The sequence below is a fragment of the Novosphingobium clariflavum genome, from assembly GCF_026420865.1.
Taxonomy (GTDB): domain Bacteria; phylum Pseudomonadota; class Alphaproteobacteria; order Sphingomonadales; family Sphingomonadaceae; genus Novosphingobium; species Novosphingobium clariflavum.
Genome location: NZ_JAPCWC010000001.1, coordinates 405,150 through 430,115 on the forward strand (window position 1 = coordinate 405,150; position 24,966 = coordinate 430,115).

Sequence of the window (24,966 nt, forward strand, 5' to 3'; positions counted from 1 at the left end):
CCCTGGCCCATTCCCCCCCCTGGCCCATTCAACCAAGGAGCCTTCAGATGAGCGATACCGAAATCTGGTTTACCCGCTGCGGCGGCGCGACGGCATCCACTATCGCGATCCAGGAGAACTTCCTGCATGACGCATTCGCCGATAATGGCGTGATCCTGCGATCGCTCCAGGAATCGAACGACAGCGCAGTGCGCGAAAGCCATTTCGACCATTCGATCCCCGCAATGTTCCGCGAAGGCGGCAACATTCCCCCGATCTGGGCACGGGCCAAAGGCGCCGATACCGTGGTGCTGGCGATCAGCTGGGTCGATGAGTTCCAGTCCATCGTCGTGCGTGGGGACAGCGGCATCCGCTCACTGGCCGAACTGCGCGGCAAGCGGCTGGCGGTGCCTCTCTACGCAGGCATTTCCATCGATTTCCAGCGCGGCGCGAATTTCCACGGGTTCGCCAGCGGCCTTTCCCTCGCCGGTCTGAGCGCCGGGGACGTGACCTTCGTGGACGTGCCGGTGGAACGCGGCAATACCAGCACCAGCGGCGGCAACGGCGGCAGGGAGTCCGGCGCCGCCGAGCTTGAGGCGCTGTTCGACGGGCGCGTCGATGCCGTGTTCCTGCGCCAGTCCTCCGGCCTGCGGCTGTTCAACGAACATGCCGAACGCCTGCGTGAACTCGTGCGGCTGACCGATCAGCCCGATCCGCTCCACCGCATCAACAACGGCACACCGCGCCCGCTGACCGTGCATCGCAGCTTCCTTGCCGAACACCGCGATCTGGTGGTGCGCTACATCGCCGCACTGATCCGCGCGGCGGACTGGGCAGAGGCCAATCCGGGCGCCGCGCTCGATGCCCTCACCCGCGAGGATGGCCGTTCCGACCGGCGGACGATTGCGGCGACTTTCCCGAACTACGCCACCAGCCTGCATCCGAAACTGACCGAGGACTATATCGCCGGGCTGTCCGCGCAGAAGGATTTCCTGCGCGACTGGGGCTTTCTGGAAGCGGATTTCGACGTGGCCGAGTGGATCGATCGCGGCCCGCTGGAAGAAGCCGCTGCGCTGGTCGCCGCCGAAACGCGCGTTGCGGCCGAGTAAGGAGGCACAGCCATGCCCAAGACCGCCGACGCCGAACTGGCCGACTATATCGCCAAGGCGCGTGACGATGCCGCCCATGCCTTCCAATTCCTGAAGGACAGCGGCACGCTGACCGCCAGCCTGATCTTCAACATCGCCCACCGCGTACCGGGGCGCGATCTGCTGCTCGCCATCCGCTTTCCCGCGCCATGGTCGCGCGATGCGCAGATCAAAGTCACGACCACGCCGTTTTCGGAGCACCCGGATTCCGTCCTCAATGAAGAACGACTGGGGGCGGACACGCTGATCCATGCGCATACGCCGCACCTTGCGGCATGGTCGCTGGCGCACAAACCCTTCCCGATCCTCTACGTCGCCGCGCAGCGCCACCTGCTTGCGCGGGAGATACCCAACCATCTCGAACGCCGCGTCAGCGTGCTCGACACGATCCGCCAGCGGCTGGACGCCTATCCCGATCTGGCGCCGCCACCCGGCCTGCTGGAAAGCAATGGCGGGGCGAACTTCTGGGGCAAGGGCATTGTCGAAACGGCGCAGTTGATCCTGCTGATCGAGGAATCCGCACGTTTGCAGGCGATCGCCGCGCAGATCGGCGGCGCGCAGACGTACACCGAAGGCGCGCTGGACCTGCAATGGAAGCGGACCGGACTGCTGGAGCAAGGCCGCTCCTACACCCGCGAATTCGCGCCCGTCTAAAAAATTTGACCCAACTGGCCGGCCTGTCCGGGGGCAGCAGGCCCGGCCCGCAGGAAGGGCCGCCGCGATGAACGCAGGCGGCCCTTCCCGCAAAGTCACAGAACCTGAACCGCCTCCTCGAAAGCAAGCCGGGGGCCGCGTTCGCGCATTTCGCTGCGATCCCCGTAACCCAGATTGAGGACGAGTAGAGAGCGGAGCCGCCCATCCGGGAAGAACGCCCGGTCCAGCGCAGCCCCGTCGAAGCCAGTCATCGGGCCGGCGTCCAGTCCCAAAGCGCGCGCTGCCACGATCAGGAATGCAGCCTGCAGGGTGGCATTGAACACGCCTGCGGACCGGATGCGCTCCTCCTCCACGAAGAACGCGCTGACATCGCGGCCGGGCAGCAGCGCCGGCAGATGTTCGAAGAAGCGGCTGTCCCAGGCGACGATCACGTTGAGCGGCGCCGCCAGCGTCTTTTCGCGGTTGCTGCTGGATAATGCCGGAGCAAGCCGGGCCTTGGCCTCTTCGCTGCGCACGAAGACATAGCGCGCGGGCTGGGCATTGAACCCGGTCGGCGCCAGCTTGGTCAGTTCGTAGAGCTCGCGCAGGGTTGCATCATCGACGGCGCGATCGACGAAGCGGTGGTTGCTGCGCGCAGCGCCGAATATCTGGTCCAGGGCTTCGGCGGGAACAGTCGTGGTCATGGCTGCGGCTCCTTCAGGCTGGCGGGAACGAACGAACGCGCGCGGCGCGCATTGAGCAGCGGCACATCGAAGCCGTGATCGAGATCGAGCAGCGGGAACAGCAGATGCGCCACGCGGTGCGCTTCCTCGATCAGCGGCCAGCCGGACAGGATGAACGACTTCGCCCCCTGCGCCTCGAACTCGCGTATGCGCGCCGCAACGTTCTCCGCGCTGCCGACCAGCGTGGTGCCGGCGCCGGGGCCGAGCAGTCCGAAGCCGTGCAGCGCGGGACCGGTCCAGATGTTCGGATAGATCTCGTAATCGCGCGCCTTCGGCAGGCGTCCGGCGCGGATCGCATCGAGATTGCGGTTTATCCGTTCGTCCGGGCTGCGATAGGTTTCCAGCGTTTCGCCCGGCGGGAGCTGCCGCCGCAGCGACTGGTGCGCGTAGTCGAGCGAGGTCTGGTCGACCAGCCACTGTGCATAGTCCCAGGCTTCCTCCTCCGTCTCGCGCACGATGATCTGGAGACGGGTGCCATATTCCAGCGAGCGGCCGAGCTTCGCCGCCTCTGCGCCCACCCGGCGGAACTTGTCGCCCAGGCGCTGGGGCGTATCCGCAAAGCTGAGATACGTGTCGAGAAGCTGCACCGAATGGGCCACGCCCGGCGCCGACGTGCCTGCGCCCCACAGCGACACCGGTTCGCGCTCCGCCCCCGCATGGGCAGGGCGATAGCCGCCCGGCGGCGGCGGTGCGAGCTGGATGTATTTGCCGTGGAAGCCTTCGGGCGCGCCGGAATAGGCATGCTTGAACGCCCGCCAGTATTCCAGGCTGAAGTCATAGCGCTCGTCGTGCGCCAGGTGCATGCCATAGGCCTGCTGGGTCGCATCATTGCCGTTCACCGCGTTGAGCGCCAGCCGCCCGCCCGAGAACGTGTTGATGGTGAGCGCGATCTGCGCGAGTTTCGCGGGCGAAAGCAGGCCCGGATGCACCGCGCCCAGGAACGTCATGCGGCGGGTGGCGGACAGCGTGGCCGCCGCCACCGTCAGCACGTCGTTCCCGCCATAGCCGGTGGCGAGCAGCGCCCCGTAATAGCCCAGCTTGTCGATCGTCGCGGCAAGCTGCTGAAGATGGTCGAAGCCGGTATCCCACCGCCCCTTCTCCTCCCACGGGACCACGCCATCGGGCGCGGTGAGATACCACAGAATCTTGACTGCCATGTTCGCTCAACCTTTCGAACGTGCGCGGCGATGCGCCGCCGCATTCGCGGACGGGCTGCGGCATTTCGCACGCGGGCCCGCCGTCGAAGCCGTCAAAGCAAGACTTGGGCCATGACCTGTTTCGCGTGGGGATCAGCCAATCGAAGCGCCGGAGTTAAGCTCATAACCGAACCGGGAACTGAACAATGCGCAGCAGAACTGCACGCAATTCAACAGCGCTCTCAATCGATTTCACTGGAATGTCGCCATTATCTCCATTGGCACGCGCTTTGCTTTGAACAGCACGCAAGGGTGTGGCGATCCATCGGGGCGCGCAACAGGGGCGTTCGGCTTCACCCGGAGAAGCACCGGATTCACCGGCTCAAGGCAGGAACAGTTCATGCGTGTGACCAAATACCTTCTCGGCATCAGTATCCTTGGCCTTGTCGTGCCGGGCGCCGCCCGCGCGGCGGCCACTTCAGGCACTGCTGCGGCCGCCGCAACCGACGATGCCGCTGGAGATGGTAGCGAAAACCATGCCGAGGGGAGCGGCAGCACGATTACGGTCAATGCCGATCGTCTGAACAAGGAAACCTCGATCCTGCCGGCGCGCGCGCCGACATCGATCTACGGCACCAGCGAAAGCATCCTCGACACGCCGCGCTCGGTCACGCAGATCAATACCGACCAGCTGACCAAGGACATCATCCTCAGTTCGGACGATCTGGCCAAGTATACGCCCGGCATCACCCGCGGCGGCGGTCAGAATGCAGGCATAGCGCCGCAGTTGCGCGGACAGGCAACGGAAATCTTCCAGGATGGCCAGCGCGGCTATTCGGTGCGCCACCCCGCGAACTTCAATGCCTATGAAGGTGCGGACATCGTGGCAGGCCCTTCCTCCGTGATCTTCGGATCGGTGACGGGCAGCGGCGGCTATATCAACTACATCACCAAGAAGCCCGATTTCGATGAGCGCCACTCCAGCGTCACCACGCGCATCGGCACGCTGATCCCGGATGGCGACAGCAAGCTGGGCTTCACCATCAGCGGGGACGATACCGGCCCGATCAGCGACACTCTGGCCTACCGCACCAGCATTACCGTGCAGAGGCAGGACGACTACTACGACAACGTCAAGAACAACTATTATGCGTTCTATGGCGCGTTATCGTGGAAACCCGACAGCCAGTTTCATGCCGATGCGAACTTCTCCTACGACAACTATTACGACTGGAACGTGACCCACGGCTGGAACCGTGCCACGCAGGAACTGGTGGACGACGGCCTCTACTATGCCGGCCGCGCGACGCCGATCCTTCAGAACGGCTCCACGTACTGGTCTCCGGTCTTCGCCTCCGGCGCAGCGGATTCCGCCACGCTCGGCTGGGTCAAGCGCACGCGCAATGCGGATGGCCAGTACGTGGTCGTCCCCGGATCGTTCCAGACCGCATCGCCCAATACCCAGACCAGCCCCGGCACCCTGCGCGGCTGGGTCTACGATCCCACGCTGGAAGGCAACGAACTGGTCAAGCTATCCCGCCAGGCCGCCCAGCGCGCGGAAGACCAGAATACGGCAAAGCGCATCACTGCACAGCTCAAGCTGAACTATGACTTCGACGAGAACACCAGCCTGGTGAACAGCACGTTCTACGAGCGCTCGAACGATACCACCGATGCCACCGGCGCCTTCCAGGTGCAGTCGCGCGATCGCATCTTCGACAACCGCCTGGAACTGCGTCACCGCTTCGCGAACCTGCTGGGCCTGGGGATCGAGGACGACAGCAATACCGGCGTGATCTACCGCCGCGAGACCAACCGATCGATCGCGGCCAACAACAGCTTCGGCACCAGCATCTATGCTTATGACCTGACGCTCGATCCTGCCACCAAGAACCCCGGGGACCTGCTGGGGCTGACCGCGTCGAACCCCAATGGCGGCAATGCCGCCTGGATCGGCACGGCCGGCGTGCCGCAGTATTCCAGCTCGCTCGGCTGGCTGAACCTGCCGCCGATGTATTACGCTGGCAACGGGTTCTACGCGGAATCGGTGGCTTCCTACACCTCGCAATCGAAATGGAGCACCACCACGATCTTCACCCAGCACAACCTGAAGTTCGGCGAATTCGCCGGTCTCAACGTGGGCGGCAGCCACAGCTGGGTCGATGCCTCGATCAAGAACCCGTTCGTCCTGCCCGGCGGCAGCGACCGGGCCGACAGCGGCATCTACAAACTCTATTCGGTGCAGGTCAGCCCCTATGTGAAGCCGACCGCGAACTCGACGATCTACTTCACGTACGACCGGTCGATCGCGATCAATACCGGCGGCTTTGCCAATGGCCTCAGTTGGGGTAGCGGCACTTATGCCAACCTGCTCAATCCGCTTCAGTTCAAGAGCCTGAGCGAACTCTATGAAGCCGGTATCAAGGCAGAACCGATTGCCGGGCAACTCTTTGTCACGCTTGCCGGGTTCCGGCAGGCGCGCGATCAAAGCCCCGATCAGTTCAACAACATCGCCCGCCTGATCGTGAAAGGGATCGAGACGACGCTGCGCTATCAGCCCAGCGAAGCGTGGCGCACGGGGATCAACTTCAACTACCTGTCGGCCTACAACGAATATACCTCGCAGACCGGCTTCGCGCCGCGCGGCTTCGTGCCGGACAATGGCACCGTGTTCAGCGACAACAATGTGCTGAACCAGCTTCCCGCCGGCCGCTACGACGCGGTACAGATCCCCAAGTACAGCCTTAGCGGCTATGTCGACTGGCGGCACCCTTCCGGCTTCGGCGCGGAGCTTTCCGGCTGGCTGACCAGCCCCTGGTGGCTGAACCTGAGCAAGACCGTGCGGATCCCCACCAGCTACAACCTCGATCTGGGCCTGTTCTATCGCCAACCGCGCTGGAATGCCGCGATCCAGGTGCAGAACCTGACCAACCAGCTCAACTTCGTGAGCGGGTTGGCCGGATCCACGAATACCTTCCTGCAACCCACCCGTGGCCGCTCCATCGTCGCGCAGTTCGGGGTCAATTTCTAGGGCGATTGAAAACCGATACGAACTGTTACAAGTCCTATCCAGATATATCTTGAATCCATCTTGAGAACGGTTACCTTTCTCCGGCGACGACCCGCAAGGTCTCAGCCGGAGAACAGGAATGGATGAAATCGTCTCGTCAGTTCTGGAAGACTATCACGCGCGGATCGAGCGGGAGCGCAACCTGCCCCGCCCCGCCTCCCGCGATGATATCGACGAACGCCTGTTGGCAGTCGGCCCCGAAACCGGCCGCCTGATCAATATCCTCGCCCGCAGTCTTCAAACGCCGACAATACTGGAGATCGGCACCTCTTACGGCTATTCCGGGATCTGGCTGGCGGAAGCGGCCCGCGCCTCCGGCGGCAAAGTCATCACGCTGGAACTTCAGGACTACAAGTCCGCCCATGCCCGCGAGAAAGCGCGCGAGGCAGGGCTGGAGGGCCACATCGACTTCCGCGTCGGCAATGCACTACAACTGATCGAGGGGCTGGACGAAAAGATAGATTTCGTGCTGCTCGATCTCTGGAAAGACCTCTACGTCCCCGCTCTGCGTGCCTTCTATCCCCGCCTCAATCCCGGCGCGATCGTGGTTGCCGACAATATGATCCGCCCCGGCGGAGAAAACGCCCGCCTTTACAGCGAAGCCGTGCGCGCGCTGCCCGGCATGACCAGCGTCCTCCTCCCCGTAGGCACGGGGATCGAGGTCAGCCGCTACGACCCGCTCTGATCCCCCCACGGAGACTTCCCCTCACATGAAGCATGAAATCATCCGACACCGCCACGAAACCCGCCGACGCCGCCTGACCGTGGCCGAGAAGTTCCACGTCACGCCCGCCATGATCCGCGTCGTGCTGGAAGGCGAAGAACTTGCCGACTTCATCAGCCTTGGCGCTGACGATCATGTGAAGCTGTTCCTCCCCGCCGACGAGGCGGGCCGGCAGGAAAAGCGCGACTATACACCGCGCAGCTACGACACCGAAACGCGCCGTCTTGCGCTGGATTTCGCGGTCCATGAGGCAGGGCCGGCAACTCACTGGGCGCTCGGCGCCAAGCCCGGCGACGAAATCGAGATCGGCGGGCCGCGCGGTTCTGCCGTGGTCTCGCCCACGTTCGACTGGTGGCTGCTGTTAGGCGACGAGACCGCCCTGCCCGCGATCGGGCGCCGGATCGAGGAATTCCCCGCAGGCGTGGAAGCGATCAGCGTGGTTGCCGTGACTTCTGCCGCTGAGGAACAGACGTTCGACACCGCCGCGCGCCATACCGCACATTGGGCCCATCGCCCGGCAGAACGCGCGGATGATCCCGAAGCGCTGCTTGCTACGCTGCGCGATGTCGAACTGCCTCAGGGTGACGGTTTCGTCTGGATCGCGGCGGAAACCGCCGTTGCCCGGGCCGTCCGCGCGTACATTCTGGACGAACGCCAGCACCCGCGCGAATGGATCAAGGCAGGCGGCTACTGGCGCAAGGGCGAAGCGGATTCCCACTCCAAGCTGAACGACTGAGCCCAGTTTCAGGATCTAATGCCAAGGCAGCGCGATGGATCGCGGTCCATCACGCTGCCTCGCGCCATTCGTCAGCTTGTGAACGGGCTCGCCATCCTGAGCCAGGTGATCGAAAGATCGCCGTCCAGATAATCGCTTCGGTCCTCCAGGAACGAGAGGACATAGGGCATGGCCAAATGCTCTTCGAGATCCTGCCGCGTGCGCCACACTTCGTAGAAGAAGAACTGCGACGGGTCCGAACGATCTCGGTGCACGTGATAGGCCAGCGCGCCCTCTTCCTGCCGGGTCGGCGCCACCATCGAGACCAGGCGCGCCTCCAGCGCATCGGCACATCCGGGTTTGGCCCGCGCAGTGCCCGCCAATGCATAAGGGCCGGTCTCTCCGGTTTGGAGCTGCGGCAAGTCGAGCGCATTCTTGGACATCGTTCATCTCCATTGGTATAAAGATAGCCATACCTTTGCCGAAGGTAATATGAAAGGCTTACCTTGCATGCCCGACGAACATGGCCATCCTGAGCTTCACGAGATCGAATTGGGTGCGGTGCTCGCCGCCATTGCCGATCCCTTGCGCCGTCATGTCGTCGCCACGCTTGCGCGCCTGCCGGAAGAGGCCGAGCGGACTTGCGCCTCCTTCGGCTTTCCCGTCAGCAAGGCCTCGCTCACCCATCACTTCAAGGTCTTGCGCCACGCGGGGCTTATCCAGCAGGTCGATCGCGGAAATAGCCGTGCGGCAACGTTGCGCCGGCGCGATCTGGAAGCGCGTTTTCCGGGTCTGCTCACCATCGTAATGATGGAAGAAGCTAGCGATTGATCCGGCCGCCGCAAGTGGCGCAGCACGTCTTCGGCGCACAGGGAAAGACCGCCGAAGCCCGCACTGCGCCACCCAGTGCCCTTCCGGAGTGCGATCGGGTTGTCCCTCATCGCATAGGAAGGAGGCGGTAGTTCGCGCCCAGCGCTGCGAACGCCGCCTTGTGCCTTGGCGCTCAGGCCCTGAGCCTGATTGCAGCCTCATCATCCCGCTGCCGCACAGCATCGCGAACGGCAGAAATCACGTAACGGCCATAATCGACCGCGTCGGGATAGGGATCGTAGCCCCGGTTCAGGAACGTGGTGACACCAAGGTCATAGTAATCGAGCAGGGCCGCCACGATGGTATCGGGTGTGCCGACCAGCGAGGTGGAATCGGTGCCCCCGCCAATCGCGGTTGACGTGCCGAGGAACAACGCACGGTCGAACCGTTCAGCCTGCCGGGCGAAAGCAAGCTGGCGCTGGCCGCCACCGCTCTGCCCGCGATCGCCGCCACGAGAGCCTGCCGCATGGCTGGCGCGAAGCGCCGCCTCGATCCGGCGCGCCTTGGCCCAGGCGAGTTCCTCGGTCTCGCCAATGATCAGCCGTACCGAGAGACTGTCGCGCGGCGCGCAAACGCCGTGTTCGGCGGCGATGACGTGGAGCTTCGCAATCCGCGCGGCAGTGTCCGCCAAGGGTTCGGCCCAGAGCGCGTAAAGATCCGCATGCTTGACCGCCACGTGATAGGCCGCATCCGAAGATCCCCCCACCGATATCGGCACATAGGGTTTGCTCAGGGGTTTGACCGGCAGGAACGCCCCTTTCACCTGATAGTATTTGCCTGCAAAGTCGAAGGGGTCGCTGGACGTCCAGGATCGACGGATAATTTCGAGATACTCGTCCGCGCGGGCATAGCGTTCGGTCTTGTCCACCAGCGTCTCGCCATGCTCGGGCTCGGCCGCGAAGCCGGTGATGGCGTGAAGGCGCACGCGCCCGCCGGTCGTGTGATCCAGCGTCGCGAAGGCGCGGGCGGCCACCGTGGGCGGCGTCAGGCCGGGGCGATGGGCGATCATGAAGCCCAGCTTGTCAGTGTGCGCGGCGGCATAGGCGGCCAGGAAGATCGGATCGGCCCCGCCATTGGCGATCAGCACCCGATCGAAGCCGGCATGTTCGTGCGCCCGCGCCAGATCGCGCAAATAGGTGAGGTCCGGCGCCTGACCATAAGCGCCAAATGGATTGAGCTGGTTGCGCGGAAACAGGCCTCCGACGAATTCGACTGGCATCGATCACTCCTTGCATCTGGGCCCGACCGGCCACGCGCTGCCTGAAGCAACAACGATGCCAGTCCCCGTCACCCGCAATCCGCCGCCGTTTTCCGCCGGAATGCGCCGATGAGACGGCCCGGCCCGGATGGTGCTTTCGCAGCATCCGGGCGGACAAAAGGCCACTTTCGCGCAGCATGGGGACTGGCCAGCCCGGTCATCATTGCAGCCGCGGTTCGCAGACCGGCGTGATCTTCTCGCCCGCGAAGACCTTCTTCACGAACGGCACCGAGTCCCGCAGCGAGGCGTTGACCGTGGCGCTATGGCCAAGCCCTGCATAGACGTGGCCCTCCACCACCGATCCCGCCGCGCAGGCGTCCTTCATCAGCGTCAACTGATTGAGCGCGGATGGCGTCAGGTCAGACGCACCCGTGCCGATGAAGATCGGCACTTGCAGCTTGAGGGTGGGATAGCGGCTGTAACGCGCGGTCCTGTCGTCGGCCGAGGCTAGAAACCGCCGATAGCGTTCGCCCGGCGTGTCCAGAAACGTCTCGGCACGGGTGAAGGCGCCGAATGCGGCATCGCCCTCCACCGCCGCAAGGCAAGCGGTTCGTGCCTTTTCGGCAAGCGGGATGCCCTTGGCGGTGAACAGGTCGGAGAATTGCAGCGCGGGATCGAACTGCTGCGCCACCACGAAACCGAACAGGCTGTAGACGATCGCCTCATCGAAGACATTGGGGTTCGCCTTGACCGGCGGCGGCGGCAGTGGGCCCAGTTCCGGCGGGCGGTTGTAGATCACGCCGGTACCGACTGCGCCTTTCAGGTGAATGTCGGGCGCATACGTCGGCGCGTAGGAAGCCGCGCCGAAAGCGGCGGCCCCGCCCTGCGACTGGCCAACGATCACGGCATTGTTGGCAATGTCCGGCACTCCGTTCACCACCGCGCGAATGCTGTCGAGCACGCCGTAGGAGATTGCCGGAATGTTGATGAGCGGATGCGGCCCCGGAACGCCCAGCCCTTCATAGTCCGTGGCGACGACGGCGTAGCCTTCCTCCAGCCAGCGGTTGAGATAGATGGTATCGCGGTACGACCGCCCGGCCCAGGACGGTGCGCAAATATCGGCAAGTCCCACCGTGCCATGGGCCCAGGCGATCACCGGCCAGCCCCCTTTCGGCGGCGTTCCCTTGGGCAGGAACAGCGCGCCGGAGACGACGATGGGCGTCTTGCTGTCGAACCCGCTGGTCGAGCTGTAGAGTATGCGAAGCTGCCGACCGGCGCTGGACAGGCCGATCGTTTCCGGCAGCGGTTCGCTGCGCAGCAGCTTGCCCGGCGCCTCCGGGATCGCCTGCTTCCATTCGTAGAAGGCCGATACTCGCCCGTCGCCCTGCTCCGGGTTCGGTTGCGGGGCATATTGGGCCATCGCGGCGGATGATAGCAGCGGAGAGGAAGCCAAGGCGAAGGCACTGGCCAGCGCAACAAGGTGCTGCCCCAGTCTGCGGTGGCCTCTTGGCTGCGGTGTATCGGAGGTCGGCTTCATGACGGAACCTTTCGCATCGTCTTGCGCAAGCCCCTGCAAAAGCAACAAGCGTGCCGATCCGATTTCCGGCCCGGGAACGGCCGAAATTCCTGAATTTTGGGCGGACGCGCAAGGGTTTTGGCTGGCCCGAACTACACAGACGTGCGCCGTGCTGCGCAAATCTGCGCGCCGGTGCCGGAATGGTCGGATCCGCGCAGCCCGCTGCGCAATTTTCGACAGTTGCGCAGTTCCAGCCAGCCACGCCGGACGCCGATCGCCCCATTCGCGGGACTGGCACGGACCTTGCTGAAATCCAAACCGGTCGCAAAGGCCGCAGGAGATGCAGCGCAGTGCCAGCAGACAATCCCGGAAGATCGCGCTCCTCGCCGCTATCTGCCTATCGAACCACACTCCTTCGGATCGCGCCCATTGTTACGATCCTGATCGCCTGGGAATTGGCCGCGCTCAGCGGGCTATGGCCCCGGCAAGTGCTGGTTCCGCTCGAACAAGTGGGGGCGACCCTGCTGGCCCTTGCATCCAGCGGTGAGCTGGAGCGCCATGTCTCCGCCAGCCTTTATCGCCTCACCTGCGGATTCCTGACCGGCAGCACGATCGGCGTCGCCACCGGGGTCGCCATGGCGCTGTCGCGCAACGTCCATCGCTTGCTCTGGCCCAGCTTCACCTGCGTCCGCCAGGTTCCGGTGATCGCCTTCATTCCCTTGCTGATCCTGTTCTTCGACGTGGAGGACAGCTTCAAGATCGTGATCGTCGCGATCGCCAGCTTCTTTCCCTCCGCGCTCGCCACGCACGACGCCGTGCGCGACATTCCGGCCAGCCACCGGGAAGTGGCGCGGCTCTATCGCCTGCCGTTGGCCTCGTTCCTGCGCCGGGTGATCCTGCCTGCCACGGTGCCGCAAGTGCTGACCGGCCTGCGCCTTGGCCTGACGCGCGGCTGGCTTTCGTTGGTCGCCGCCGAACTGCTCGCTGCCGACAGCGGGCTTGGCCAGATGATGGAGATGGGGCGGCAGCTGTTCCAGATCGACGTCGTGCTGTGCGGTGTGATCGTGACCGGACTGATCGGCTTCCTGCTCGACGGTTCGGTGGTCCGCCTCGAACGCCGTCTCAGCCGCTGGAGGACCGCATGACGCCGCGTCTGAAACCCGCAGCGCTGGCGCTGCTGTTCCCCGCCCTGGTACTGGGTTGGTGGGAGTGGGAATCGCGCCAGAGCGCCGGCCATGCCTATGCCTTCGCCCCGCTCGAACAGATCGGGCGCAGCTTCGTGGACATGCTCTCCGATGGGACCCTGCTGTTCCAGGCTGGCGCAAGCCTGCAACGCGCGCTAACGGCTTTGCTGATCGGCGGCTCGATCGGCATCGCGATCGGCGTGGCCACCGGGCTTTCCCGCCTGCTTGACCGTACTGCCACCCCGCTCATCACCACCTTGCGGCAGGTTCCCATCCTCGGCTGGTTGCCGCTGGTGGCGCTGTGGTTCGGCAATGGCGACGGCGCCAAGCTGCTGCTCGTCTCGCTTTCCGCTTTCTACCCGACGGTGCTCAACACCCAAAAGGGCATGCAGGCGATCGAGACGCGCTATGCCGAAGTGGGCCGGCTCTACGGCTTCACCCGCTGGCAGGCGCTGCGCCTGATCGCCTGGCCCAGTGCGCTGCCGCTGATTTTCACCGGCATTTCGCAGGCCCTTGCCTTCTCGTGGATCGCCACCATCGGCGTGGAACTGCTGTTCAGCGCCACCGCCGGCCTTGGCACCGAGATGATGGCCGCGCAGGTCGCCGCCCGCACCGATGTCGTGCTGGTCTGCGTCGCCTGCGTGGGCGTGATGGGCTTCGCTCTCAACCAGCTCTTCGGATTGCTTCGCGCGCGCCTGCTGCGCTGGCAGCCCCCCATCCGGAATTAGGAATTACGATGTCCGATCCCCGAATCCTGCGCGACCCCGCCTTGCGCCCCACCAGCACCGGAACGGGTGCCGTGCGCATTTCCGGCCTGTCCAAGCACTACGCCATCGGCGGCAAGGCCATGACCGTGCTGGACGGCATCGATCTCGCCATCCGGCCCGGTGAATTCGTCAGCATCGTCGGCCCCTCCGGCTGCGGCAAGTCCACGCTGTTGCGCCTGATCGTCGGGCTCGACACCGATTACGATGGCGAAATCCGGCTCGACGATGCGCGGGTGGCGGGAACCGGACTGGAACGCGGGCTGGTGTTCCAGGACCACCGGCTGTTTCCGTGGATGACGGTGGCCAAGAACGTGGAAGTCGCCCTGCTCAACCAGAAGCTGCCGCGCGAGCGGCGGGACCGGCTGATTGCCGAGCATCTTGCCCTCGTCGGTCTTGCCGATTTCGGCGATGCCTATCCGTACCAGCTTTCCGGCGGCATGGCCCAGCGCGCCGCAATCGCCCGCGCGCTGGTCAACGAGCCCAAGGTTCTGGCGCTGGACGAACCGCTGGGCGCGCTCGACGCGCTGACCCGCGTCAAAGTGCAGGCCGAATTGCAGCGCATCTGGATGGAGGCCGGCACCACCATGATCATGGTCACCCATGACGTGGACGAAGCGCTGTTCCTGGGCGACCGGGTGGTGGTGATGTCCTCCCGACCCGGACGTATCGCGCGGATCGTCGATGTGGACCTGCCCCACCCGCGCGACCGCGCTTCGCCCCTGCTGCACCGCCTGAAGGACGAGATCCTGGCCGAACTCACCCGCGAACCGCGCGAGGATGATGGCACGCTTGTCTCGTTCCCGCCCCGTATCCGCAATTGAACCTGAACGCCCTGCACCGGAGCTTTCCCACCATGACAAAAGGCCGCACGTTACTGGCCCTGCTGCTGCCGCTGTTCGCCCTGGCGACGGCCTGCTCCCCATCGGGCAAGCAAGCGGATGAAAAGATCGTCGACATCGCCGGCATCGTCTCTCCCAAGGACGGCAAGAACGAGTTCGTCGGCGGCATCGCCCGCATTCAGGAAGACGGATGGCTGGACGCCGAACTGGCGAAGAAGGGCTGGAATGCGCGCTGGGTGCCGGTTCCCGCCTCGGTCGGCGGCCCGGTGGTGAACGAAGGGTTCGCGGCCAGGACCATCGACATGGCGAACTATGGCGACCTGCCCTCGGTCATCGCGATGGCTGGCGGCGTGGATTTACGCCTCGTCGTGCCCAGCCGCAGCAGCACCAACATCTATCTTGCCGTGGGCAAGGATTCCACGGCGCGCACCCTTCGCGACCTGAAGGGCAAGCGGATCGCGCTCCATCGCGGGCGCCCGTGGGAAGCCGGGTTTGCCCGCTACGTCCAGTCGCAAGGGCTGAAGCTCGACGATTTCAAGATCATCAACGTCAACGCCGTGGCCGGACAGGCGGCCCTCACCAGCGGCAAGGTGGACGCCATCGTGCTGATCCAGGCCGAAGCCTACGTGCTGCAGGACAAGGGACTGGCGCGCATCCTGTGGTCCACCGCCAATGCCCCCGAAAGCTGGAAGATGGTGGCGGGCTCCTTTGCGCGGAAGGAGTTCCTCGATGCCCATCCCGACATCGTGCAGACCGTGGTGACGGCATTCGTGCGACAGGCCTACTGGTCCAGCCAGGAGAAGAACCGCGACACGGTGCTGTCGTGGGGTACGCTGGGCGGCACCCCGCTGGCTGCCGTCGTGAAGGATACCGACAACAACCCGCTGCCCTGGCGCCAGCGCTTCTCCCCCCTGCCCAGCCCCGCCATTCAGGAGCATTTCGATTTCGTCTCCGACTATGCCTTCCGCACCGGCCTGACGCGCAAGAAGGTGGACGTTTCCAAGCTGATCGACCGGCGATACGTCGATCAGGCGACCAAGGACCTGAAGCTGGAAGGCTGGTGGACCGATCCCAAGAACTGACCGTCCCCACAATCGCCAAAAAGCAAGGCCCGGCGCGATCCATATCGCGCCGGGCCTTGCTGTTTCCATCTCGGCGGTGGGACTATTCCGCCGCCTCCAGCCGCTGAACCGCCTGATGGCCCAGCAACGGCAGCACTTCCTCGCCCACCCGGTAGGCTTCCTCCAGATGCGGCGTGGCGGCCAGAATGAACGAGTCCGCGCCCAGCCCGATCAGTTCGTCCAGCCGCGCCGCGACGTTCTCGTAACTGCCGACGATCCCCAGTGCCGGGCCGGGGCGCAACAGGCTGAAGCCGCCCCAGACATTGGGCGAGACGATGAGGTCGCGATAGTCCTGCGCATCGGCCACGCCCAGGCCGGCCAGCCGCCGCACGCCCACGGAATCGCTGCTCTGCCCACCGAATGCGGCGCGATTGGCCGCCTTGACGTTGGCGAAGCCGATCTCGATCTCTCGCCAGGCTTCCTCCTCGGTACGCCGCGCGACCACTTCGACACGGATCGCGCATTTGATCCCGCGCCCCAGTTCCGCCGTGCGCGCCTTTACGGCATCGAACTTCTGGGCAAGCTGCGCGAAGGGCTCCAGCCACGAAAGGTAATAGTCGGCATGGCGCGCCGCCGATTGCAGGGCGGCCTCCGACGAGCCCGAGAAGTAGATCGTCGGCAAATCCTCGCGTGCCAGGGCAGGCGGAAGCGCGGCATCCTCCACCTCGTAGAAGCGGCCCTTGTGGGTGAACGGTCCTTCCTTCCACACGCCCTTCATCACGTCGAGAAACTCGGTGGTGCGGCCATAGCGGTCGTCATGATCGAACGGATCGCCCCACCAGCGCTGGGCCGGGCCGCCGCCGCCGGTGATGATGTTGTAGACCACGCGTCCATTGCTCGCACGCTGGAGGCTGGCCGACATGCGCGCTGCGCGTACCGGATTGAGGAAACCCGGCTGGAACGCGATCATGAAGCGGAAGGCCTTGGTCGCCCGTGCCAGCGCCGCCGAGATGACCCAGGGATCGTCGGTCATCGGGAAGGACGGCAGCAATCCGCCCACGAAGCCGGAAATTTCGGCGGCCCTGGCGATCTCGGCCATATGGTCGAGGTAGCTGGTGCCGTCCGGCTCACCGTTCAGCAGGCCCGGCGCCTGATTGCCCGGCACCAGCGCCGACCAATCGCCTCGGTTCGAATTGCGCTCTCGGATGGAACTGCTGCAACCGTGCGTGGGGATGCGCCAGTAGAAATCGATGCTCATGTCAGGCTCTCCTTCAGGCCGCGATGGCCGCTTGCGCGCGGTAGCGACCGATGATCTGTTCGCCGGCGATATGGACCTCCTGAATCTGGTCCGGCGCCGACAGGACGGCGATGTCGAGACCGGCATGGACCAGCTCGCCCAGCTTCGCGGTGACGTCCTCGAACGTGCCTACCAGGGCGAAAGGCGGCAAAGAGCGGTGTTCGCGTTCGATCGCCACATCCCGCTCCTCTGCCCGCGTGAGCAGGGGAAGCTGCGCGGCGATGCGCAGCGACGGATTGGCCCGGCGCGCGTCGGCGATCCGGTCTGCCAGAGCCTCCAGCGACGGCGCCGCATCGATCAAGAGCACTGCGGTATGGGCCAGCAGCCCCGCGCCCGGCGCATCCGCCCCGTGCAGCCAGACCGGCGGCTTGCGCCTGCCCTGCACCAGACTGCCCAGTCCGCCCTTCTCGACAACGAAGTGAGCGCCTTCCAGATCGAATGGCCCATCGCTCCAGACGCCGTCCAGCAGCGACAGCAGCTCTTCGGTGCGGGCATGCCGGTCCTGCGCCGCAACCGTGTCGCCGGCCCGCAAGCCCTGCCCGGCCTCGATCAGCCAGGCCTGCCGGTCACCCGAAAAGCGCTGGACGCTAGACGCCATCTTGGCATGATAGACGCCCGAGGCAGAGCCGGGCGCGACGGCGGTGACGATCCCTATCCGCCGGGTCTCCCGCAGCAATGCCGCGGTGACGATCCATGGCTCCTCGCCTTCCGGCTCATCGGGCACGACGACGCCATCGAAGCCGGTCAGTTCGGCGGCACGGGCGATTTGCGCCAGATAGTCGTAGTGGTTGATCTGCAAGCGGCGGCTACCGGCGTCGCGGACCGGGGCCCAGGGTCGTTCGCCATCCGACCATTCGCCGCGCCCGCGATCCGCAGGCGCGGTGGTCGACAGATGCCAGTAGAAGCTCAGCGCCATTCGGAAATCTCCTTCGGATCGATAATGCGAAATCTCGAAGGCTTCCGAAGCACGGTTCATGCCACCTGCGGCAAACCTGCTAGAAATCGTGTCGCGACAGGCGAAAGATCGGGGCCGCTGCGCAATTCTGCGCAGTGATCGCGCCGATCTGCACACTCGAGGGTCCATTCACGCTTTCGGATGTCCGATGGCAGGCCCCACAGACGGCTGGCATGGGGCTTGCTAGGCCGTAAGCTCATAAACGGACGGACGAACAGACAAGCGGAGTTGCGACACAGATGGGGCGAAAGGGTGTGACGGCAAACGAAAAGCTGGATCGGATATGGCTTGTGCGCTCTCCGGTTCCGGCCGCATCGTCGATCGCCTGGTCGCTCGGCTGGCTGGACGCGGAGTTCGCGCCCGACGGTATAACCGTAGACTGGCTGCGCGCAGACCGCCTGCGCATCGCCGAGCGGGACCACGATGTCATGACCCGCAGCCTCTTTCGCGAAGGGGGCAATATCCCGGCGCTTGCCGCCCGCGCGCTCGGCGCCGATACGCGGGTTATCGGCCTGACCTGGATCGACGAGCGGCAGGCGATCATGGTCCGCCCCGGCGCCAATGTGCTCGATCCCGTGCAATTGAAAGGGATGCGCTTCGCCCTGCCCGGTTATGTTTCCACCCGCGGGGCCTCGGTGGTGCGCGGGATGTCGCTCCACGGAATCAAGAGCGCGCTGCGGCTAGCCGGGCTCTCGCTGGAAGACGTGCGCTTCGTGGATGTGCCGACGCCGAAAGTCGATTTCTCGGAACCGCAGATGATGCAGCGCATGTGGTCGGGCCTCCAGGCCCTGGCCGATGACCGGGTCGACGCGGTCTACGTCAAAGGCGCCGCCGCCGCCGAAGCGGCCCAGCAACTGGGGCTGGAGGTCGGGATCGATCTCGACGCCTATCCCAGCCGGATGGCCCGGGTGAACAACGGAACCCCGCGCCCGATCCTGACGCATCGCCGCATGATCGAGGAACATTTCGACATCGTCGTGCGTTTCCTGCTGAGCAGCTTGCGGGCGGCCGACTGGGCTGCAAGCAACCCGGTGGAACTACGCCATATCCTGGCGCGGGAGACGTTCTCCGGCCCGGCGGGTGTGGATGCCGCCTATCGTGACGGTTTCCACCGATCGCTCCACCCCGACCTCTCGCCGGAGCGGATCGACATGCTTCGCATTCAGGAACTGTTCCTACGGATACACGGGTTTCTGGAAAACGCCGTCGACATCGATGGCTGGATCGACGCGCGCCCGCTCACCGCGGCACTGGCCTTGCGCACCAAAGACCGCGCCGCCTGACTTGCGTCGCACCCAGTGCCGGGGCGCGCAGATCCGCGCACCGGCTGCACCATTCTGAACAGCGCAGGCGCGGTCTTTCGCCTCCATCGCCCCATTTCCCTGAGTTTCCGCAAGTGGCACGCCCCTTGCTCCTTCGATTGCGAAACAGCGGAGCGGACATCGTCCGGCACCCGCGCACCACAGGTCCGCAATCGAGGAAAACATAGTCATGGCATTCAGGGCGCCGCTCCAACATTCTTCTGCCCGTCGCGCTTCCGACGTCAGCGCTTTGGTGCTGGCGCTGGGCCTTGCCACAGCGCTCTCCGGGCAAGCAGCCCATGCCGAAGCGGCCGATACTGCCGAAACGCCCGTTACCGAGGGCGCGAACGGTGGCGGCGATACGATCCTCGTCACCGCCCAAAAACGCACCCAAAGCGTGCAGGATGTGCCCGCTTCCATCGTCGCACTGAGCGGCGATGCGCTGCGCGACCGGCTCATCACCCGCGCCAGCGACATCTCGCGCTTCGTGCCCAGTTTCAGTGCCGATACTTCGGTGGGGAACCTGACGCCGCGCTGGTACTTGCGCGGTATCGGCAACTCGGTCCCCGGCAACGGCCAGACCAGTCCGCTCGGCGTCTATCAGGACGAAGTCTATGTCGGCATCCCGGTGGCGCAGGCGTTCCCGGTCTTCGATCTTGAACGGGTGGAAGTGCTCAGCGGTCCGCAGGGTACGCTGTGGGGCAAGAACACCACGGCGGGCGCGATCAACTTCATCTCCCGCAAGCCGTCCTTCGATGCCAGCGGCTATGCGCGCGCCGAATACGGCAGCTATGGCTCTACCCTGCTCGAAGGCGCATGGGGCGGGCCGCTGAGCGACAAGGTGGCCGTCCGCTTCGCCGGTCACTTCCGCGATGACGATGGCTTCGCCACCAACCAGCATGACGGTACGCCGATGGGCAAGAACCGCGAAGCCGCCGCGCGCTTCTCCATCCTTGCCAAGCCCACCGACACGTTCGAGGCGCTGCTGCGCGTCCAGTACCGCGATTACAAGAACGTGGGTGACATCATCTATCGGGGGCTTGGAACCACCGATTCCGCCGGCTTTCCGATCCCGCAAAGCTACAAGGACAATTATTCGCTCGGCAATAGCGGGCAAGACCTGCGCCAGCGCGGCGTACAACTCAATCTCGACTGGGATGTGGGCGACCTTCATCTCACTTCGATCACCGCCTACAACGAATTCAAGCACCGGTCCGAGCTGGGCACGCAGGTCAATCACGAAGGCACGCATACCTACAGCAGCCTGAACGCGAAGGCATTCAGCCAGGAATTGCGCCTCGCCTCCCCGGACGAGGGACGCCTGAAGTGGATCGCCGGTGCCAATTACTACTACGAGAAGCTGGCTTCCGAAGCCGCCACTGCCGTACTGCCCAATACCGTCGGGCTGAAAGCCAGCTGGACCAATACCCAGTTCACGCAGAGCAACAACAGTTACGGCCTCTTCGGCAATGTGACTTATGAGCCCATCGACAATCTGGAACTGATCCTGGGCGGCCGCTACACCTGGGAAAACAAGGCCATCGACCTCAATACGATCGGCACGGCGAGCGGCGGCACCGGCACACTGACCTATCTCGACACAGTGGCGTTCTGGTCCCGCAATTCGGTGACCGGCACCGGGATCGCGACGCGCGCGGCGCAGAACGAAAAGCGCAACTGGGGCGCCTTCACCTATGACGCCACCGCGAAGTACAACTTCACGCGCGATCTCAACGTCTATGCCCGCTACGCCAAGGGCTTCCGATCGGGCGGATTCAACACCGGTGCAACCTTGCAGACGCAGGTTGCCACCGTCGATCCCGAATATGTGAAAAGCTATGAGATCGGCCTCAAGTCGGAATGGCTGAACGGCCGCCTGTCCGCCAATCTTGCAGCGTTCTACAACGACTATACCGATATTCAGGTCACGGTGATCCAGCTGCCGCTCAGCCAGCTTTCCAACGCGGGCAAGGGCTGGTCGAAGGGGATCGAAGCGGTGCTCAGCGCCCGCCCGGTGGACGCCCTGCACTTGTCGGGCACGCTGGGTCTGCTGGACACTAAGTATACCGAATTCCCCAATTGCAAGTCCGGCGTGGACTGCTCCGGTAACCAGTTCGTGCGCGCGCCGCACGTCACTGCCAGCATCGCGGGGGACTACACGTTCGATCTGGGCCACGGCCATCGCATCGTTGCCGAAACCAACTGGTCCTACCGCTCGCACCTCTATTTCAACGCCGGCACCCAGGCCGCGCCGCTGGAACAGGGGCCGAAATGGCTGGGCAATGCCTCGCTCGCCTGGCAGCTGCCCAATGACATCAAGCTCTCGGTCTTTGCCCGCAACGTGACCAACAGCCACGCGGCATCGACGCTCATCCCCTCGGCAAACTTCGGCTATATCAAGTACATCATCGAGCCGCGCGTGTGGGGCGGCGCCGTTTCGGTGAGCTTCTGATGGCCGGGCGGAGCCACGCTTCCAAGCGCAAGCGCCAGCTTGCCCTGGGCGTGTTCTTCGCCGGTTTCGTCCTCCCCGAGCTTCAGAAACGGAGGATTTTCCGCAGCGAATACGGAGGGCGGACGCTGCGCGATCACCTCGGCCTGCATCGCCCCGCCAACCGGCATCTGCGCATAACGGCAGACGTCCTGTCCTGAACGAAAGGAAGCTTCCCAATGGCCACCCATGCCGCCAACCGGTCCTCCGCGCCCGAAGAAATCTGGTTCACCCGCTGTCCGGTGCCGACTGCAACCGGCCTTGCCTACAAGCTGGGCTGGCTGGGCGACGAATTCGCGGCAGAGAGCATTCCCGTGCGTACCTTGCAGGAATCGACGCCGGAGATCGCGCTGCGCCACTACGATCACCGGCTGCCCACCCTGATCCGCGAAGGCGGCAATATCCTGGCCTTCGCCGCCCGGGCGCAGGGCGAGCCGACCAAGCTGGTGGGACTGACCTGGATCGAGGAAAGCCAGGTCATCCTGGTGCGTCCGGATTCGGGCATTACCCAGCCTGCGCACCTCAAGGGCAAGCGCCTCGCCCTGCCCGGCTGGACGGATCACGAGATCCCCAGCCACATTCGCGGCACCAGCATTGCGCGCGGCATGTCGCTGCTTGGCTACAATGGCGCGCTCCATAGCGCCGGCCTCACCTTCGACGACGTCGATCTGGTCGAAGTGGACGGAACCATCCGCAATATCGGCGGCGCCGGGCGCGACAATCCGGCAGACCCTGCCAGCCGCGGACGCGGCGGCCTCAACCGGCTCTGGGCCATCGACGCACTTGCTGCCGGAACGGTGGACGCGGTCTACGTCAAGGGCGCATCTGCGCTTGACGGTGCGCGTGAGGCAGGCGTGATCGTCGGCATCGATCTCGACGCACTGCCGGACAAGAGCGCCCGCGTGAACAATGGCACGCCCCGGCCGATTACGGTGCATCAGAGCCTGATCGACAATCATTTCGACTATCTGGTGCGGTTCCTGGAAACGACGCTGCGCGCGGCAGACTGGGCGGCGCTGAACGTCGCGAAAGTGCATGAGATCCTGCAGTTCGAAACGCGCGGCAGCGTGGAGGCGGTGACGCAGGCCTACGGCGCGGACTTCCACAAGACGCTGCATCCGACGCTGGACGCGGAGCGCCTCGCCCTCTTCGATCAGCAGAAGAAGGCGCTGGGGCTGTTCGGCTTTCTGGAACGTGACTTCGCCCTGTCCGACTGGGTCGATCCCCGCCCGCTGGAGGCCGCTTACGAACGCCTCGAACGCAGCCGCTGAACCATTACAGGCTAAAAGAAAGGCCGCCGTTGGGAAACGACGGCCTTTCTGCATTTCCGAAGACTAGGTCGTAAACTCATAAACGGCACCATCGAGGCGCCCAAATGGCGAACAGATCGGGCCGAAGTTGCCGCCGGGCGGGCTGGTTGCCCGTCCAAGGCAGCTTCGGTTCGAGATGGAAGCCATTTGGGCGCCCCTTCGGGGTTTACCTTGCGGTGAGCTTCGTTTGACCAAAATGGCCCAGCGCTGCGTCGGGAAGTCTTGAAATATCGACATATTCCAGCCCCTTCCCTCCTGTCGCTGAGCCATTTTGCCTCAAACCTCGATGGTGCCGTTTATGAGTTTACGACCTAGGCGGCGTGGACAAATTCGAGCGGCCGGTTTCGCCCCTTAACCAGACCTCTCCCTCTCCCTCCCGCTCAGGCTGAGCCTGTCGAAGCCTCCGGCGGCGAGGCGTTGCGAGCGGGCTTCGACAGGCTCAGCCGGAGCGGAGGTGGGGTCAAAACCCTGCAAGGATAACTGTGCTTTCCCCAAAGTCAGACGATCAGGGCGGCGTGGATTTGTCCACGCCGCCTAAGTTCTACTGCCCAGATCGGCCCGCGGGCAGCGCGCTGCGGGCATAGTCCAGCGGCGGTTTGCGATCGCCGATCAGGGGCGTGTATTTGAAATCCGCCCCTTGGCTGCGCTGGAGTTCCGCCTTCGCCTCGCGCAGCTTCTCGGGGTTGAGGAATAGCTGGGCGCCGGAAATCGCCAGCGTCTTGGCCGCCACCTCGGCGCCCTCCACACCGATCGACGTGCCGCTGGCCGAAGCCGCCTGCCAGCTGTGCGGCGCGGTTCCCGAAACCCAGGTGGCGGTGCCCAGGCTGGCCGTCGGCACGACCCAGCTGATATCGCCCACGTCAGACGATGCCGGGCTCTTGCGCCCGAAATCATATGTGCCGATCGCCGATGGCCCATCCTTCGCGGCCCCCTTCGGCAGTGTCCTGGCAATCGCATCGGCATAGCGCTGCTGATCCGGCGTGTAGCTGTAGCCACCCACGCGGCGCAGGCTGGCGTCCACCACGCGGCCCAGCGTATCGTTGGGCAAGGTTCCGAAGCTGCCGCCGATAATCTCGTATTCGAACTTCGTACCGGTGGCGAGCGCCGCGCCCTCGCCTGCCTTCACTACGCGATCGAACACGTCGCGCACCACTTCCGGGTCATAATGGCGCACGTAGTAGAAGCTCTCGGCATGGGCAGGCACGATGTTCGGCTGATCGCCGCCATCGGTGATGGTGTAGTGGATGCGCGCATCGGACGGCACATGTTCGCGCAAGTAGTTCACCGCTACGTTCTGGATCTCCACCCCGTCCAGAGCGGACCGGCCGCGCTCCGGCGCGGCAGCGGCGTGGGATGCGACACCAGTGAAGCGGAACTTCGCGGTCACCATCGACAGAAGCTGCCCCTGCGAGGCGCCGTTGGAACTGCTGGGATGCCAGCTCAACACGGCATCGACGTCCTTGAAGAAGCCATCGCGGACGAGGTAGACCTTGGCGAAGCCACCCTCCTCTGCCGGCGTGCCGTAGAGGCGTACCGTGCCCGGCGTTCCGCTGGCCTTCAGCCACTTCGCCAAGGCAATCGCCGCCTCCACCGATGCCGTGCCCAGCAGGTTATGCCCGCAGGCATGGCCGGCGACACCGCCCCGCGATTGTTCCGCCGGCTGGTCGGTTTGCGACAGGCCCGGCAAGGCATCGTATTCGGACAGCAATGCGATCACCGGCCCGGAGTTTCCATAAGTGGCGGTGAAGGCGGTTGGAATGCCGTCGGTCCCGGCTTCCACACGGAAGCCGGCGGCCTTCAGCTGCTGCTGGAGCAAGGCAGAACTCTGGTCTTCATGAAAGCCGACTTCTGCCCATTCCCAGATCTTGCGGGCATTGGACGCGAGCTGCGGTTTGCGGGCATCGATGCCCGCGATGATGGCGGCTGTGTCCTTGTCGGACAGGCTCTCTGCCTGTGCCTGCGCGGAAACTGCGGCAAAGCCGAGGGCGAGCGCGCCGATCCCGGCGCGCACAAGGTAGGAATGTTTCATGGA

At 64.7% G+C, this 24,966-nt stretch carries 22 protein-coding genes; 14 read left to right on the forward strand and 8 right to left on the reverse strand.

The features are described from left to right. Positions 1-47 precede the first annotated feature (47 nt). The gene (locus OKA11_RS01620; protein WP_267218482.1) at positions 48-1,088 is read left to right on the forward strand and encodes an ABC transporter substrate-binding protein; all 1,041 of its coding nucleotides are present in this window, start codon (positions 48-50) and stop codon (positions 1,086-1,088) included. A 12-nt stretch (positions 1,089-1,100) separates the two neighbouring features. Beyond that, positions 1,101-1,781 carry a class II aldolase/adducin family protein gene (locus tag OKA11_RS01625; protein WP_267218484.1) on the forward strand — a complete coding sequence of 227 codons (681 nt, stop codon included), beginning with the start codon at positions 1,101-1,103 and terminating at the stop codon, positions 1,779-1,781. Between the two features lie 95 nt (positions 1,782-1,876). On the opposite strand, the gene OKA11_RS01630 is transcribed toward OKA11_RS01625, so the two are convergent. Then, positions 1,877-2,464 carry a malonic semialdehyde reductase gene (locus OKA11_RS01630; protein WP_267218485.1) on the reverse strand — a complete coding sequence of 196 codons (588 nt, stop codon included), beginning with the start codon at positions 2,462-2,464 and terminating at the stop codon, positions 1,877-1,879. Continuing rightward, a complete protein-coding gene (locus OKA11_RS01635; protein ID WP_267218486.1) occupies positions 2,461-3,660 on the reverse strand; it encodes an LLM class flavin-dependent oxidoreductase in 1,200 nt (399 codons plus the stop codon). Before OKA11_RS01635 ends, OKA11_RS01630 begins: the two co-directional genes overlap by 4 nt. 379 nt (positions 3,661-4,039) lie before the next feature. On the opposite strand from OKA11_RS01635, the gene OKA11_RS01640 reads away from it, so the two are divergent. The 3 genes from OKA11_RS01640 to OKA11_RS01650 all read left to right on the forward strand — a co-directional run bounded on the left by OKA11_RS01640 (position 4,040) and on the right by OKA11_RS01650 (position 8,169). Next, positions 4,040-6,670 carry a TonB-dependent receptor gene (locus tag OKA11_RS01640; RefSeq protein ID WP_267218487.1) on the forward strand — a complete coding sequence of 877 codons (2,631 nt, stop codon included), beginning with the start codon at positions 4,040-4,042 and terminating at the stop codon, positions 6,668-6,670. 118 nt (positions 6,671-6,788) lie between these two features. After that, on the forward strand, positions 6,789-7,394 hold the full coding sequence (locus OKA11_RS01645; RefSeq protein WP_267218488.1) for an O-methyltransferase: 606 nt from the start codon (positions 6,789-6,791) through the stop codon (positions 7,392-7,394). Positions 7,395-7,419: 25 nt separating this feature from the next. Further along, the gene (locus tag OKA11_RS01650) at positions 7,420-8,169 is read left to right on the forward strand and encodes a siderophore-interacting protein (protein ID WP_267218489.1); all 750 of its coding nucleotides are present in this window, start codon (positions 7,420-7,422) and stop codon (positions 8,167-8,169) included. A gap of 71 nt (positions 8,170-8,240) precedes the next feature. Here the strand turns inward: OKA11_RS01650 and OKA11_RS01655 are convergent, their stop codons facing one another. After that, positions 8,241-8,591 (reverse strand): putative quinol monooxygenase, encoded by a 351-nt coding sequence (locus tag OKA11_RS01655; protein ID WP_267218490.1) that lies wholly within the window; start codon positions 8,589-8,591, stop codon positions 8,241-8,243. On the opposite strand from OKA11_RS01655, the gene OKA11_RS01660 reads away from it, so the two are divergent. Further along, positions 8,584-8,979 (forward strand): ArsR/SmtB family transcription factor, encoded by a 396-nt coding sequence (locus OKA11_RS01660; protein WP_267218491.1) that lies wholly within the window; start codon positions 8,584-8,586, stop codon positions 8,977-8,979. The two genes, OKA11_RS01655 and OKA11_RS01660, sit on opposite strands and share 8 nt — an antisense overlap. A 172-nt stretch (positions 8,980-9,151) precedes the next feature. Here the strand turns inward: OKA11_RS01660 and OKA11_RS01665 are convergent, their stop codons facing one another. Beyond that, positions 9,152-10,237, reverse strand: coding sequence for an LLM class flavin-dependent oxidoreductase (locus tag OKA11_RS01665; RefSeq protein WP_267218493.1), 1,086 nt, complete (start codon positions 10,235-10,237; stop codon positions 9,152-9,154). A 199-nt stretch (positions 10,238-10,436) separates the two neighbouring features. Then, a complete protein-coding gene (locus OKA11_RS01670) occupies positions 10,437-11,753 on the reverse strand; it encodes a lipase family protein (RefSeq protein WP_267218494.1) in 1,317 nt (438 codons plus the stop codon). Between the two features lie 329 nt (positions 11,754-12,082). Between OKA11_RS01670 and OKA11_RS01675 the strand changes: the two genes are divergently transcribed. Genes OKA11_RS01675 through OKA11_RS01690 form a run of 4 tightly spaced genes read left to right on the forward strand, consistent with a single transcriptional unit; the run spans position 12,083 to position 15,604 of the window. Then, positions 12,083-12,877, forward strand: a complete 795-nt coding sequence (locus OKA11_RS01675; RefSeq protein ID WP_267218495.1) for an ABC transporter permease — start codon at positions 12,083-12,085, stop codon at positions 12,875-12,877. Beyond that, positions 12,874-13,644: an ABC transporter permease gene (locus OKA11_RS01680; RefSeq protein WP_267218496.1), complete on the forward strand. Its 771-nt coding sequence runs from the start codon at positions 12,874-12,876 to the stop codon at positions 13,642-13,644. The genes OKA11_RS01675 and OKA11_RS01680 overlap by 4 nt, the downstream gene beginning before the upstream one ends. An 8-nt stretch (positions 13,645-13,652) precedes the next feature. Further along, on the forward strand, positions 13,653-14,504 hold the full coding sequence (locus tag OKA11_RS01685; protein WP_267218497.1) for an ABC transporter ATP-binding protein: 852 nt from the start codon (positions 13,653-13,655) through the stop codon (positions 14,502-14,504). 32 nt (positions 14,505-14,536) lie between these two features. Further along, positions 14,537-15,604, forward strand: a complete 1,068-nt coding sequence (locus OKA11_RS01690; RefSeq protein ID WP_267218498.1) for an ABC transporter substrate-binding protein — start codon at positions 14,537-14,539, stop codon at positions 15,602-15,604. 82 nt (positions 15,605-15,686) lie between these two features. Here the strand turns inward: OKA11_RS01690 and OKA11_RS01695 are convergent, their stop codons facing one another. After that, positions 15,687-16,841 carry an LLM class flavin-dependent oxidoreductase gene (locus tag OKA11_RS01695; RefSeq protein ID WP_267218499.1) on the reverse strand — a complete coding sequence of 385 codons (1,155 nt, stop codon included), beginning with the start codon at positions 16,839-16,841 and terminating at the stop codon, positions 15,687-15,689. A 13-nt stretch (positions 16,842-16,854) separates the two neighbouring features. Beyond that, complete coding sequence (locus OKA11_RS01700) at positions 16,855-17,796, reverse strand: LLM class flavin-dependent oxidoreductase (RefSeq protein ID WP_267218500.1); 942 nt, start codon at positions 17,794-17,796, stop codon at positions 16,855-16,857. Between the two features lie 293 nt (positions 17,797-18,089). On the opposite strand from OKA11_RS01700, the gene OKA11_RS01705 reads away from it, so the two are divergent. From OKA11_RS01705 to OKA11_RS01720, 4 genes are all read left to right on the forward strand, one after another. Continuing rightward, positions 18,090-19,118, forward strand: a complete 1,029-nt coding sequence (locus tag OKA11_RS01705) for an ABC transporter substrate-binding protein (protein WP_267218501.1) — start codon at positions 18,090-18,092, stop codon at positions 19,116-19,118. Positions 19,119-19,542: 424 nt separating this feature from the next. Next, positions 19,543-21,588, forward strand: a complete 2,046-nt coding sequence (locus OKA11_RS01710) for a TonB-dependent receptor (protein WP_379489414.1) — start codon at positions 19,543-19,545, stop codon at positions 21,586-21,588. Then, positions 21,588-21,785 (forward strand): hypothetical protein, encoded by a 198-nt coding sequence (locus tag OKA11_RS01715; RefSeq protein ID WP_267218624.1) that lies wholly within the window; start codon positions 21,588-21,590, stop codon positions 21,783-21,785. Before OKA11_RS01710 ends, OKA11_RS01715 begins: the two co-directional genes overlap by 1 nt. A gap of 18 nt (positions 21,786-21,803) precedes the next feature. Next, positions 21,804-22,895, forward strand: a complete 1,092-nt coding sequence (locus tag OKA11_RS01720) for an ABC transporter substrate-binding protein (RefSeq protein ID WP_267218503.1) — start codon at positions 21,804-21,806, stop codon at positions 22,893-22,895. A gap of 580 nt (positions 22,896-23,475) precedes the next feature. On the opposite strand, the gene OKA11_RS01725 is transcribed toward OKA11_RS01720, so the two are convergent. Then, on the reverse strand, positions 23,476-24,963 hold the full coding sequence (locus OKA11_RS01725) for an amidohydrolase (RefSeq protein WP_267218504.1): 1,488 nt from the start codon (positions 24,961-24,963) through the stop codon (positions 23,476-23,478). Positions 24,964-24,966: the final 3 nt, after the last annotated feature.

Excerpts from the sequence above, each read along its gene's own strand:
- OKA11_RS01690 (WP_267218498.1), top strand. The coding sequence starts at position 14,537 with ATGACAAAAGGCCGCACGTTACTGGCCCTGCTGCTGCCGCTGTTCGCC.
- OKA11_RS01620 (WP_267218482.1), top strand. The coding sequence starts at position 48 with ATGAGCGATACCGAAATCTGGTTTACCCGCTGCGGCGGCGCGACGGCA.
- OKA11_RS01720 (WP_267218503.1), top strand. The coding sequence starts at position 21,804 with ATGGCCACCCATGCCGCCAACCGGTCCTCCGCGCCCGAAGAAATCTGG.
- OKA11_RS01625 (WP_267218484.1), top strand. The coding sequence starts at position 1,101 with ATGCCCAAGACCGCCGACGCCGAACTGGCCGACTATATCGCCAAGGCG.
- OKA11_RS01645 (WP_267218488.1), top strand. The coding sequence starts at position 6,789 with ATGGATGAAATCGTCTCGTCAGTTCTGGAAGACTATCACGCGCGGATC.
- OKA11_RS01630 (WP_267218485.1), bottom strand. The coding sequence starts at position 2,464 with ATGACCACGACTGTTCCCGCCGAAGCCCTGGACCAGATATTCGGCGCT.
- OKA11_RS01695 (WP_267218499.1), bottom strand. The coding sequence starts at position 16,841 with ATGAGCATCGATTTCTACTGGCGCATCCCCACGCACGGTTGCAGCAGT.
- OKA11_RS01700 (WP_267218500.1), bottom strand. The coding sequence starts at position 17,796 with ATGGCGCTGAGCTTCTACTGGCATCTGTCGACCACCGCGCCTGCGGAT.
- OKA11_RS01685 (WP_267218497.1), top strand. The coding sequence starts at position 13,653 with ATGTCCGATCCCCGAATCCTGCGCGACCCCGCCTTGCGCCCCACCAGC.
- OKA11_RS01715 (WP_267218624.1), top strand. The coding sequence starts at position 21,588 with ATGGCCGGGCGGAGCCACGCTTCCAAGCGCAAGCGCCAGCTTGCCCTG.
- OKA11_RS01650 (WP_267218489.1), top strand. The coding sequence starts at position 7,420 with ATGAAGCATGAAATCATCCGACACCGCCACGAAACCCGCCGACGCCGC.
- OKA11_RS01640 (WP_267218487.1), top strand. The coding sequence starts at position 4,040 with ATGCGTGTGACCAAATACCTTCTCGGCATCAGTATCCTTGGCCTTGTC.
- OKA11_RS01665 (WP_267218493.1), bottom strand. The coding sequence starts at position 10,237 with ATGCCAGTCGAATTCGTCGGAGGCCTGTTTCCGCGCAACCAGCTCAAT.
- OKA11_RS01635 (WP_267218486.1), bottom strand. The coding sequence starts at position 3,660 with ATGGCAGTCAAGATTCTGTGGTATCTCACCGCGCCCGATGGCGTGGTC.
- OKA11_RS01670 (WP_267218494.1), bottom strand. The coding sequence starts at position 11,753 with ATGAAGCCGACCTCCGATACACCGCAGCCAAGAGGCCACCGCAGACTG.
- OKA11_RS01655 (WP_267218490.1), bottom strand. The coding sequence starts at position 8,591 with ATGTCCAAGAATGCGCTCGACTTGCCGCAGCTCCAAACCGGAGAGACC.
- OKA11_RS01725 (WP_267218504.1), bottom strand. The coding sequence starts at position 24,963 with ATGAAACATTCCTACCTTGTGCGCGCCGGGATCGGCGCGCTCGCCCTC.
- OKA11_RS01680 (WP_267218496.1), top strand. The coding sequence starts at position 12,874 with ATGACGCCGCGTCTGAAACCCGCAGCGCTGGCGCTGCTGTTCCCCGCC.